At 63.8% G+C, this 11,425-nt stretch carries 13 protein-coding genes; 5 read left to right on the forward strand and 8 right to left on the reverse strand.

The features are described from left to right. Positions 1–230: 230 nt before the first annotated feature. The 4 genes from ACIQ42_RS09410 (at position 231) to ACIQ42_RS09425 (ending at position 4,153) form a co-directional block, all read left to right on the forward strand. Positions 231–1,628: a S41 family peptidase gene (locus ACIQ42_RS09410; RefSeq protein ID WP_397421942.1), complete on the forward strand. Its 1,398-nt coding sequence runs from the start codon at positions 231–233 to the stop codon at positions 1,626–1,628. Positions 1,629–1,709: 81 nt separating this feature from the next. Beyond that, a complete protein-coding gene (locus ACIQ42_RS09415; RefSeq protein ID WP_397421943.1) occupies positions 1,710–2,843 on the forward strand; it encodes a divergent polysaccharide deacetylase family protein in 1,134 nt (377 codons plus the stop codon). After that, positions 2,840–3,331, forward strand: coding sequence for an RNA pyrophosphohydrolase (locus tag ACIQ42_RS09420; RefSeq protein ID WP_397421944.1), 492 nt, complete (start codon positions 2,840–2,842; stop codon positions 3,329–3,331). The genes ACIQ42_RS09415 and ACIQ42_RS09420 overlap by 4 nt, the downstream gene beginning before the upstream one ends. A 66-nt stretch (positions 3,332–3,397) precedes the next feature. Then, complete coding sequence (locus tag ACIQ42_RS09425) at positions 3,398–4,153, forward strand: alpha/beta fold hydrolase (protein ID WP_397421945.1); 756 nt, start codon at positions 3,398–3,400, stop codon at positions 4,151–4,153. A gap of 3 nt (positions 4,154–4,156) precedes the next feature. On the opposite strand, the gene ACIQ42_RS09430 is transcribed toward ACIQ42_RS09425, so the two are convergent. From ACIQ42_RS09430 to ACIQ42_RS09460, 7 genes are all read right to left on the reverse strand, one after another. Further along, on the reverse strand, positions 4,157–4,345 hold the full coding sequence (locus ACIQ42_RS09430; protein WP_397421946.1) for a hypothetical protein: 189 nt from the start codon (positions 4,343–4,345) through the stop codon (positions 4,157–4,159). 68 nt (positions 4,346–4,413) lie between these two features. Then, on the reverse strand, positions 4,414–5,040 hold the full coding sequence (locus ACIQ42_RS09435; protein WP_397421947.1) for a hypothetical protein: 627 nt from the start codon (positions 5,038–5,040) through the stop codon (positions 4,414–4,416). 96 nt (positions 5,041–5,136) lie between these two features. Then, complete coding sequence (locus ACIQ42_RS09440) at positions 5,137–5,403, reverse strand: ATP synthase F1 subunit epsilon (RefSeq protein ID WP_397421948.1); 267 nt, start codon at positions 5,401–5,403, stop codon at positions 5,137–5,139. A gap of 3 nt (positions 5,404–5,406) precedes the next feature. Further along, a complete protein-coding gene (atpD, locus tag ACIQ42_RS09445; RefSeq protein ID WP_397421949.1) occupies positions 5,407–6,960 on the reverse strand; it encodes a F0F1 ATP synthase subunit beta in 1,554 nt (517 codons plus the stop codon). Positions 6,961–6,981: 21 nt separating this feature from the next. Then, positions 6,982–7,854 (reverse strand): F0F1 ATP synthase subunit gamma, encoded by an 873-nt coding sequence (locus ACIQ42_RS09450; RefSeq protein WP_397421950.1) that lies wholly within the window; start codon positions 7,852–7,854, stop codon positions 6,982–6,984. Positions 7,855–7,883: 29 nt separating this feature from the next. Then, positions 7,884–9,416 carry a F0F1 ATP synthase subunit alpha gene (atpA, locus tag ACIQ42_RS09455; protein ID WP_397421951.1) on the reverse strand — a complete coding sequence of 511 codons (1,533 nt, stop codon included), beginning with the start codon at positions 9,414–9,416 and terminating at the stop codon, positions 7,884–7,886. Between the two features lie 5 nt (positions 9,417–9,421). Continuing rightward, positions 9,422–9,976 carry a F0F1 ATP synthase subunit delta gene (locus ACIQ42_RS09460; protein ID WP_397421952.1) on the reverse strand — a complete coding sequence of 185 codons (555 nt, stop codon included), beginning with the start codon at positions 9,974–9,976 and terminating at the stop codon, positions 9,422–9,424. 338 nt (positions 9,977–10,314) lie between these two features. Here ACIQ42_RS09460 and ACIQ42_RS09465 point away from each other — a divergent pair, with 338 nt between their 5' ends. Continuing rightward, complete coding sequence (locus ACIQ42_RS09465; protein ID WP_397421953.1) at positions 10,315–10,761, forward strand: hypothetical protein; 447 nt, start codon at positions 10,315–10,317, stop codon at positions 10,759–10,761. Between the two features lie 121 nt (positions 10,762–10,882). Here ACIQ42_RS09465 and ACIQ42_RS09470 read toward each other — a convergent pair whose 3' ends face one another. After that, positions 10,883–11,221 carry a CC_3452 family protein gene (locus ACIQ42_RS09470; RefSeq protein ID WP_397421954.1) on the reverse strand — a complete coding sequence of 113 codons (339 nt, stop codon included), beginning with the start codon at positions 11,219–11,221 and terminating at the stop codon, positions 10,883–10,885. Positions 11,222–11,425: the final 204 nt, after the last annotated feature.

Raw genomic sequence — 11,425 nt, forward strand, 5'->3', positions numbered from 1 at the left:
AAGGGCAGCCTCTGGGCTGGGCCACAGGCGGGCGACAGTCCGGCGCGGGGCTCTATCTGGAGGTCAGGGAGCAGGGGTCGCCAGTGGACCCCTCCCGCTGGCTCGGCCAGAACCGGCAGGGGGAACGAAATCCGGGCAGTAACATCACGGGCTGATTGCGGCCTCAATGCCGTTGTTACAGTCTGTGTGACAGGCGGCGAAATCCGCCTAAAGGGAGTGTTAGGCAGGCCATGAAGACGTACCTCATGATCGGCGCTTCGGCGTTCGTGCTCGGCGCAGGATCCATGGCCTATGTAAGCCAGGCGGCCATGGCGGCAGCGCAGCCGCAGGCCAAGACCTATCGGATGCTCGGCCTCTTCGGCGACGTCGTGAAGATCATCGAGAGCCAGTACGTCAGCGAGGTGGACGACACCAAGCTGATACAGTCCGGCATCGACGGCATGTTGACCTCACTCGACCCCCACTCAGGCTATCTCGACCCGGAGTCCTTCGACGACATGCGCGATCAGACGCGCGGCGAGTACGGCGGCCTTGGCATCGAGGTGACCAGCGAGGATGGCGTGGTCAAGGTGATCTCGCCGATGGACGGCACGCCTGCCTTCCGCGCCGGGATCAAGGCCGGCGACTACATCACGGCTGTGAACGGCGAGAGCGTTCTGGGTCTGACCGTCACCGAGGCCGTCAAGCAGATGCGCGGCAAGCCGGGTGAGACCGTAGCCCTGACGATCGCCAGGGAGAAAACCGATCCCTTTGACGTCAAGCTAATCCGCGAAGTGATCAAACCCAAGTCCGCGTCCGCCCGGATGGAGGGTGACTATGGCGTTCTGCGCGTCGGCGCCTTCAACGAGAAAACCACCGACGAGGCCGAAGCCGCCTTCGTCGAGCTGAAGGCGAAGAACCCCAACATCAAAGGCCTGATCCTCGATCTGCGCAACAATCCGGGCGGGCTGCTCGATCAGGCGGTGGGCATTTCGGACCTGTTCCTGGAGGGTGGCGAGATCGTCTCCCAGCGAGGCCGCGATCCACGCGATGTGGAACGCTATAACGCGCGTCCGGGCGATATGACCGGTGGCTTGCCCCTGGTGGTGCTGATCAACTCCGGCTCGGCCTCGGCGTCCGAGATCGTCGCTGGGGCATTGCAGGACCGCAAGCGCGCCGAACTGGTGGGGACCACCAGCTTCGGCAAGGGCTCCGTGCAGACTGTGATTCCACTCAGGGGCGGCGTCGATGGCGCGCTCAAGCTGACCACTGCGAAATACTACACGCCCTCCGGCCGCTCGATCCAGAAGACCGGCATCGAGCCCAATCTCGAGGTCGCGCTCACCCGGGACGAAGCCCAGATTATCGCCAATAGAGCATTCCAGTTTTCGGAGGCCTCGTTCAAGAATGCGCTGAACGCCGACGAGGGCAAGGTGCGTCGGGGCGCCCACCAGCCCGCCGAGGCGCCGCCGGAAACCTTCGACGCCAAGAAGGACTTCCAGATCACTCGAGCGACCGATGTGCTTCGCTATGGATCGGTGGCCCTGACGCCAAAGCTACCCAAACCAACCGCACGAATGGCCGAAGTGATGAGCAAGGCCCGGATCGCCGAGGCGAAGCCCGTCGCGGCTACACCCGCACAGAAGTAGTCTCTGGCAGGCTGCGCTTGGGCGCGGGCAAGGCCGCGTTAACCATGTCCGGCTAAATCGTCCGCTTAGGAGAGCCGACCCTTGGCCGCTATCGCCCTGCCCAAAATCAAGCTGCCCGGGATCAAGCTTCCGTCGGTGGAAGTCGGCAAGCTGGTGCGCAATCCGCTGGTCGGGTTGATCGGCGCGGCGCTGATGTTTCTGGGCGCCGTTGTCGCCGTGTTCGCCTTGCTGGGCCCGATGGGTGCCGCAGACCATTTCCGGGCGCCTCTTGAGCCAGTGTTTCGTGAGGCGCCCGATGGTTGGCGCGACGCCCTGAGACCCGCGAAGGGTGCTCCTCGCATCTATGAAGACGTGGTCCGTCTGTCCGAACGTCCGCTGTCGCCCAACCGCGCGGCGCCCAGGCCTGCGACGCCAGGCGCAATGCCTGTGTTTGCGGGCGGCGCACTGCCGCCAGCCCCAATTCTGGGGTTTTCCTCGCCTAGCCCGGGCGGCCTTCTGCCGATCATCGCCGCCGATGGTCGCACGCCGGCCCAGGTCTATGCGCGCCCGTTTACAGCCAATGGACGCCCAAAGGTCGCCCTGGTGATCGGCGGTCTTGGGCTCAATCCGCGTACGACCCAACAGGCGATCGATACATTGCCGCCACAGGTGACGCTCTCGTTCGTGGTCTATGCTGAGGGTTTGCAACGCTGGATCGACATGGCTCGCGCGCGGGGCCATGAGGTTCTGCTCGAAACGCCGATGGAGCCGGAGAATTATCCCGACAACGACCCTGGCCCCTACACCCTGCTTGCCGATGGCCAACCGTTGGAGACGGTCAAGAAACTGGAGTGGATCCTGTCGCAGGCCAGTGGTTACTTCGGCCTGACCAACTATCTGGGGGCGCGGTTCCTTGGCAGCCCCGCCGCCTACGACGCCTTCGCCAGTTCCGTTCGCGGACGCGGCCTGGCTTTCGTCGACGACGGGACGGCGGCGGGCAAGGCGGGCGGTATCCCTCGGGCATCGGCGGAGCGAGTGATCGACAGCAAGCGCTCGGGCGCCGATATCGACCAGCAATTGGCAGCTCTTGAAGCAGGCGCCCTGCAACGGGGACAGGCGCTTGGGTCTGGTTTCGCTTATCCGATCACGCTGGAGAAGGTCGCGGCATGGGCGGCTTCGGTGGAGGAGCGGGGATATCAGCTGACGCCGGCATCTGCGTTGACCGTCAAGCGATGAACGATCTCGACCTCTATCGACCCAACGTCGGTGTCGTGCTGTTCCACATCGACGGGCGGGTCTGGATCGGTCGGCGGGTCCAGACGCCTGCGCCCCACAATTGGCAGTTCCCGCAGGGCGGTATCGACGAGGGGGAGGATCTGGAGGCCGCAGCGCGACGCGAACTCGCAGAGGAAACCGGCGCCGTCAGCGCCACCGTCCTGGGCCGTACCGAGGGCTGGATCGTCTATGAGTATCCGGATGGCTTCGCCGGCTCGAAACGGGCGAGGGGCTTCAAGGGTCAGAAGCAGGTCTGGTTCGCGTTCCGTTTCGAGGGCGATGAGGCAGAGTTCGACCTGGGCGCCCACCATGAACCTGAGTTCGAGGCCTGGCGTTGGGCCGATCTGGCGGAGACTCCCGACCTGATCGTACCGTTCAAGCGCGCGACCTATGAAGCGGTGGTGGCGGCGTTCAGGCCATTTGCTTCGCCGGGTGTTGCGACATGTTGATTCCTTCCCCCTATCCGGAGCAATCCGGCTAGAGTTGAGGTTTGAGGTTCACTTGGGGGGAGCACCTTGCCGACCGTTGTCATGGTTCACGGCGCCTTCTGCGGCGGCTGGGCTTTCGAGCACTTCCGTGGACCCTATGAGGCGGCGGGCTGGACCGTGCTGACCCCGGACCTGCCTGGGCGAGGGGTCGGCCGATCAGCGGCCGGGCTTTCTGTGAGCGACTATGCGGCGAGCATCGTAAAGCTGTGCGAATCCCTCAGTGAAGCGCCCGTGTTGCTGGGCCACTCCTTGGGTGGCCTGATCTGCCAGCTGGCGGCGCGACGGGTAAAGGCGCGGGCGCTGGTTCTGCTTGCGCCGTCCGCGCCCTGGGGGATCCACGGCTCGACGATGGAGGAGGCTGTGACCGCTTTCGGCGTGCAGCTGGCCGATCCGTTCTGGATGGGATCGGTGGCGCCGGATCGTAGCCTGATGCGCTCGCATGGGCTCGACCGGGTGCCGAGGGCCGAACAGGCGGCCATACTTGACCGACTTTGCCCGGAGAGCGGGCGCGCGATCCGCGAGGTCCTCAACTGGTGGCTGGATCCGTTCATGAGCACCAGCGTTGGCGCTGGCGTACTGCCGATGCCCTCGCTGGTGATCGCCGGTGAGCGCGATGTTGTTCATCCGGTCTATACGGTCCGACAGACGGCAGAACGGATTGGCGCGACCTATGCCGTCATGCCGGGCATGAGCCACTGGCTGATCGGTGAGGACGGCTGGGAAACCGTGGCAGGGGCCACACTCGACTGGCTGGCCACGCAGCCGCTCCCGGTAAGCGCCTGACGGTCACGCCGGAGGCTTTCGGCGTCCTATCGCCCAACGAATCAGGCCGATCCCGGATACCAGCACCCACGCCCCTTCCATCGCCACCGCCGACAGGTTGAACGCCTCGGTGAACAGCGAATAGAGGATCGCGCTGGCGCCCAGCAGGTTGGCCAGCAGGGAGACGGGTTTTCTGGGATCCAGTCTGCCCATGGCGGCGCCAGCATAGGCAATCAGGATCGCAAGGACGCCGACCAGGCCGGCTGCGTCCGCCGGGGTGATCAGAATGTGCGTTCCTGGTACTGCATCGTGGCCGTGTCATACTTGGGGCTGAGCGGCGTATCGTCCGGCTTGCGCACTGTTGAGAAGTTCAGGCCGATGCTGCCGGTCGCCGTCAGGTGCTCCCACGACCGGCGTACGCGCTTCAAGCCATCAGGATCCTGAGCCTGCGTATAGTTGGCGGTGGGATCGAGCGGCGGCTGATGGACAAAAGCCCAAACGTTCAGAGCCTTGGACACTTCGACGTCCTGGCCCATCGGATAGCGGAACTCGGTCAGGCAAACGCCCTTGTTTGAACCCGGGGGGAACAGGATGATCGAGTAGCCTTTTTCAGCGCCGAGCTGCCGGGTCCAGGTGCCTTCCCGGCGGTTCAGCTTGTAACCGTTTGCCTTGGCCAGCACGTCCAGTTTTTCGCCGCGCACCGAGGGCTTGCAGATCTTTTCAAGGACCGCAATCGCCTCCGCCCCGTTTCCGGTCGTCGGCAGGCTCGGGGCGGGAGGCGCGGCCTCAGGCGCCGGTGCTTCGACCGGGGCCGGGGGCGGAGCGGCGGCGGCGGCGTTTTGCTCCTGGGCATTGGAGGCCGTCGCGAGGCCGGCAGCGAGGATAAGACTGGAGACGGCGAGACGCATGGAGAGGTTCCCTAACTTCAGCGCGGCATCAAACTTGAGCTAGACGTCCGAGGCAAGGCCTCTACGCGTCAAAATTACGGCAATAATATCGAACGCTTACTTCGTGGTCGCTTCGGCGTGCTCCGCCAGGATCGTCAGGCCGTCCGGGGTCACATCGGCGAACCCGCCCCGAACCTCATAGACCGTCACCGCGCCATCACTGTAAACGCTGACGGGACCTTCCTTCAGCGCTGTCATGAACGGTGCATGTCCGGCCAGAACGCCAAAGCCCCCTTCGGAACCGGGCGCATCCACCTGGTCCACGAGACCGGAGAATAACTCTCGTTCCGGCGAGACCAGGGAGAAGTGAAGCTTCTCGGCCATACCCTATGCTTCCTGCGCCAGCTTCTCGGCCTTGGCGACCGCGTCTTCGATCGTACCGACGTTGAAGAAGGCCGGTTCCGGCAGGTGGTCATACTCACCGTCCACCAGCGCCTTGAACGAACGGATGGTGTCTTCCAGGCTCACCAACACACCGGGCGTGTTCGTGAACTGCTCAGCCACGTGGAACGGCTGCGACAGGAAGCGACTGATCTTGCGGGCGCGGGCGACCGTCAGTTTGTCCTCTTCCGACAGTTCGTCCATGCCCAGGATGGCGATGATGTCCTTCAGGGCCTTGTAGGCCTGCAGGGTTTCCTGAACGCGACGGGCGACATTGTAGTGCTCTTCGCCGATCACCAACGGGTCCATGATCCGCGACGTGGAGTCCAGCGGGTCCACGGCGGGGAAGATGCCCTGGGAGGCGATATCGCGGCTGAGCACGGTGGTCGCATCAAGGTGGGCGAACGAAGCGGCAGGCGCCGGGTCAGTCAGGTCGTCGGCGGGCACGTAGATGGCCTGAACCGAGGTGATCGAACCCTTGGAGGTCGAGGTGATCCGCTCCTGGAGGTTGCCCATCTCGGTGGCCAGCGTCGGCTGATAGCCCACAGCCGAGGGGATGCGTCCGAGAAGCGCCGACACTTCCGAACCGGCCTGGGTGAAGCGGAAGATGTTGTCGATGAAGAGCAGCACGTCCTTGCCCTCTTCGTCGCGGAAGTACTCGGCCTGGGCAAGGCCCGTCAGGGCGACCCGGGCGCGGGCGCCGGGAGGCTCGTTCATCTGGCCGTAGACCAGGGCGCACTTGGAGCCCTCGGTCGAACCGTTGTTCTCGCGGGGGTCCATGTTCACGTGGGATTCGATCATCTCGTAGTAGAGATCGTTGCCTTCGCGGGTGCGTTCACCCACGCCAGCCAGCACCGAGTAGCCGCCGTAGGCCTTGGCGATGTTGTTGATCAACTCCTGCATGGTCACGGTCTTGCCGACGCCTGCGCCGCCGAACAGACCGATCTTACCGCCCTTGGTGTAGGGGCAGAGCAAGTCGATAACCTTGATCCCCGTCACCAGCACTTCGGCCGACGTGGTTTGCTCGGCGAAAGATGGCGCCTCGCGGTGGATCGAGGCCGAGAACGGCGAGTTGATCGGGCCGGCTTCGTCGATCGGGTCGCCAATGACGTTCATGATGCGGCCCAGGCAAGCGGGCCCCACGGGCACGGTGATCGAACGACCGGTGTCATACACGGGCTGGCCGCGGGTAAGACCCTCGGTGGTGTCCATGGCGATGGCGCGAACGGTGTTTTCACCCAGGTGCTGGGCCACTTCCAGCACGAGGCGGAAGGGCTCGCCCGTGCGCTGGTCGGTGTTCGTGGTTTCCAGCGCGCTGAGGATCGCCGGCAGATGGCCGGTGAACTCGACGTCAACGACGGCGCCGATGATTTGCACCAGCTTACCGGTGGCGACGGCCTGGGTGGCGGTCGCTTCCGGAGCAGAGGCCGCCTTGGCAGGCGCCTTTTTCGCAGGGGCCTTGGCGGCGGCGGGCTTCTTGGCAGCGGTGGTGGTGGCCATGTCTGGTTCTCTCGGTTCGGCTTAGATCGCTTCGGCGCCGGAGATGATCTCGATCAACTCCTTGGTAATCTGCGCCTGGCGGGCTCGGTTCATCTGCAGGGTAAGGCTGGCGATCATGTCGCCGGCGTTGCGGGTGGCGTTGTCCATCGCCGTCATCTGGGCGGCGAAGAAGCCAGCCTGGTTCTCGAGCATGGCCGAGAACAGCTGGGTGGTAATGTTTCGTGGCAGCAGATCGGCGAGGATGGCTTCCTCGTCCGGCTCGTACTCATAGGACGCGCCTTTCAGATCGATCGTCGGCGCGCCGGTCTGGATTTCAGCCGGGATCAACTGGCGGACGGTCGGGATCTGCGTAACCACCGACTTGAACTGGCTGAAGACCAGGTGGACGACGTCGACCTCGCCGGCCTCGAACATCTCGCGGATCTTGCTCGAGACCTCTTCGGCCACGCCGAGAGACGGATTTCCGCCAACCTCGAAATCGCCAACGATGCGGGTGGGGTGGATCCGGCGCAGCTGGTCACGGGCCTTGCGGCCCACGGTCAGGACCTTCACGTCCTTGCCGGCCGCCAGCAGGGCGTCGATCTTCTGACGCGCGGCGCGGACGATGATGGTGTTGAAGCCGCCTGCCAGACCGCGGTCGGAGGTGGCGATCACCACCAGATGCCGCTGGTCCGACCCGGTGCCAACCAGGAGCTTCGGCGCGCCATCGCCCGATACGCCCGCCGCCAGATTGGCGATCACAGCGGCCATGCGTTGGGCATAGGGCCGGGAGTTCTGGGCGGCGTTCTGCGCGCGGCGCAGCTTCGCCGCCGCCACCATCTGCATAGCCTTCGTGATCTTCTGCGTGGCTTTCACGCTTCCGATCCGATTGCGCATTTCCTTGACGCTGGCCATCGCCGGCTACTCGCTCCCTGCGACGGTCGTTATGCGAAGGTGTTGGCGAAAGCGGCCAGCACGGACTTCAGATCGTCCTCGACGTTCTTCAGGTCCTTCTCGATGCGGATCTTGTCCAGCAGGCCCTGGTGCTTGCCATGGAGATGGCTGATCAGTTCGCGCTCGAAACGGCCGACCTGGCTGGTGGGGATCTTGTCCAGATAGCCGCGGGTGCCGGCGTAGATCACCGCGACCTGCTCTTCGACCGAAAGCGGCGAATACTGGGGCTGTTTCAGAAGCTCGGTCAGACGCTCGCCGCGGGCCAGCATGCGCTGGGTGGCGGCGTCCAGGTCAGAGCCGAACTTGGCGAAGGCGGCCATTTCCCGATACTGCGCCAGCTCGCCCTTGATGGGGCCGGACGCGGCCTTCATCGCCTTGATCTGGGCAGACGAACCCACGCGGCTGACCGAGATGCCGACGTTCACGGCCGGGCGGATGCCCTGGAAGAACAGGTCGGTTTCCAGGAAGATCTGACCGTCGGTGATCGAGATCACGTTGGTCGGGATATAGGCCGAAACGTCATTGGCCTGGGTCTCGATCAGAGGGAGCGCCGTCAGCGATCCGGAGCCATTGGCTTCGTTCAACTTGGCGGCCCGCTCCAACAGGCGGCTATGCAGATAGAACACATCGCCCGGATAGGCTTCGCGGCCCGGCGGGCGGCGCAGCAGCAGCGACATCTGGCGGTATGCAACGGCCTGCTTGGAAAGGTCGTCGTAAATGATGACGGCGTGCATGCCGTTGTCGCGGAACCACTCGCCCATGGCGCAACCCGCGAAGGGCGCCAGGAACTGCAGAGGGGCAGGCTCTGAAGCCGTGGCCGAAACCACGATCGTGTAGTCCAGAGCGCCGCGCTCCTCGAGCGTCTTGACGATCTGGGCGACGGTGGAGCGCTTCTGACCGATGGCGACATAGATGCAGTAGAGCTTGGCGCTCTCATCCGTGCCGGCGTTGATTTCCTTCTGGTTCAGGATCGTATCGATCGCTACGGCGGTCTTGCCGGTCTGGCGGTCACCGATGATCAGCTCGCGCTGGCCACGGCCGATCGGGATCAGGGTGTCGATGGCTTTCAGGCCGGTCTGCACGGGCTCGTGCACCGACTTGCGCGGGATGATACCAGGCGCCTTCACGTCCACGCGGCGACGTTCGGCCACATTCTTCAGCGGGCCCTTGCCATCAATCGGCTCGCCCAGCGGGTTGACGACGCGGCCCAACAGGCCACGGCCGACCGGCACGTCCACGATTTCCGACAGACGACGGACTTCGTCGCCTTCCGAGATCGCCTGGTCCTGGCCGAAGATCACGACGCCGACGTTGTCGCGTTCCAGGTTCAGCGCCATGCCCTTCACGCCGGCCTTGGGGAACTCGACCATTTCGCCGGCCTGGACGTTGTCCAGACCATAGACGCGGGCGATGCCGTCACCGACCGACAGCACCGAGCCAACGTCGGATACGTCGGCCTCTTCGCCGAAATTGGCGATTTGCGACTTGAGAATGGCCGAAATTTCGGCGGCGCGGATGTCCATGTGTCTTACGCTCTCTTGAGGGCGAACTTGAGGGAGTCGAGCTTCGAACGAAGCGAAGCATCGAACAGACGGGAACCGACCTTCACCTTGATTCCACCGAGGATGGCGGGATCGACGCGGGTCGTGATTTCGGGGTCCTTGCCCAGCGACTGGCGGAGCGCGGCCGCTACGCCCTTCTCCTGGGCGGCGCTGAGCGCGACGGCGGTGGTGACCTCGGCGAACACGGCGCCACGGGCATCGGCCGACAGCTTGGCGAAGGCGGTGATCACGGCCGGCAGGGCGGCGGCGCGACCATTCGCGGCCAGGAGGCCAAGGAATTTCTTCGTGGTAGCGCTGAACTTCGCCTTGGCGGCGATGCCGGCAAGCCCCTTGGCCTTGTCGTCGGAACCAAAGGTCGGCGAGCCCAGCAGGGTGCGCAGGTCTTTCGAATCGGCAATCGCCGCCTTCAGCGAATTGAGGTCAGCCTCGACAGCTGCCACTTCCTTCTGATCATTCGCCAGATCGAATAGAGCCTGGGCGTAACGGGCGCCCACATTCGACAGATTGGAATCTTCGGCCACTGATATCCGCCCGGGTCGCGTTTCACGTGCCGCAAACGGGTCAGTCCCTTGCGGCTAAAGGCTTGAAAATGCTTAAAAAAAGCACATTGGTTCTGGAGCGGTAGAGAGCCCCTGTCCCAAAGCCGCGCGCCTACTAGCATGCGTTCTTGTGCGCCGCAACTGAGGGGGTGAGGTTATGTGGCGACGCCGGCGAGGCTGGGAGGGAAGTTGGCCGGTGATGAATAGACAAGGGGTGATCGACCGTTTGACGTCGCTGCTGCAAAAGAGCCACGATAGGCGCCCCAAAATGGCCATCTGGTGTCGACCACCCTTGGGGTTGGTCGAAATGGAAAACTGAAATGATCCGGGTCTCGAGGCGCAGAAGCCTAGCCTTCGTTGTGACGTGTCTTGCTGCACCGAGCATTGCCACCGTCGCCCTGGCGGACGTCGGCGTCGCCACCGGTACAAAGCTTTACGAACATACGCTCCTTAAGGCGAAGCCTGGGCTACGCGATGACCTCGGCAAGTACATTCGCGCAAACTGGTTCCCAATGGACCAGAAGGGTGTGGAGAACGGGATTTTCACATCTTACTGGCTGCTGGAAGACACTGGCGAGAACGCAGCCTGGGATTATGTCATGGTCGTTGGGTACCCGACCGAACTGGGCTTCGGTGAGCCTCGCGCGATTGAAGTTTTTCAAGCGATCCGCAAAGCGCACGCCGAGGTAAAGATCGGCGGCAAGGGCCTGCGAGAACTGGGTGAGATCGTCGGCAATCACCGGCTAAAGTTGACGCAATCCCAGTGATTTTGCCGCTGCCAAAACTGCTCGCAGCGACCAAGCTGACGATGGACCTGAAAAAAAGCCCGCCGGTTTCCCGGCGGGCCAGTGCGACAGAAGCTCAAGGTAGAGCTGCTGGGAGCTTGGGTTACTGCTTGGCGAGCGTGGTCGTGCCGCCGGCCTTGGCCATGACCTTGGCGTTGCAGTTGGAAAGTTTGTCGTCGTCGAACGATTTGGCGCCGGCGAAGGAGGTCACAATGCCGACCTTGTCAGCGATCATCTTGCAAGTGGCGACCGAATAGGTCTGGGACCTGGCGATGGCGACGCAGGCGTCGGCTTCGCAGTTGAACACGGCGCCGCCGGCGATGACCTTGGTCTTTGCGGCGACAGGGGCCGAGAGCTTCACGGTGACAGTGTCAGCAGCGAAGGCGGTTCCGGCGGTGAAGGTGGCAAGCGCGGCGCAGGCCGCAATCAGTTGGAGCTTCATTGAGCCCTCCAGCGTTTCGGGGAGTATCGGCGTCAAGGATTTGAGTACCGGCCCGGTTCGCCGCGTTTGTGGCCGCTTCGGGTATCCCCACCCTAGGCGCACGCCGAACTGAACAACGCTAAGATAACAGTGTTAAGATCGATCCGGCAACAACGTTTTCCGCAGCGTCGCTATGCGCTTTTGCAGGGGTGACGGGCGCTTTCG

The sequence above is a fragment of the Phenylobacterium sp. genome, from assembly GCF_044372605.1.
Classification (GTDB): Bacteria; Pseudomonadota; Alphaproteobacteria; order Caulobacterales; family Caulobacteraceae; genus Phenylobacterium.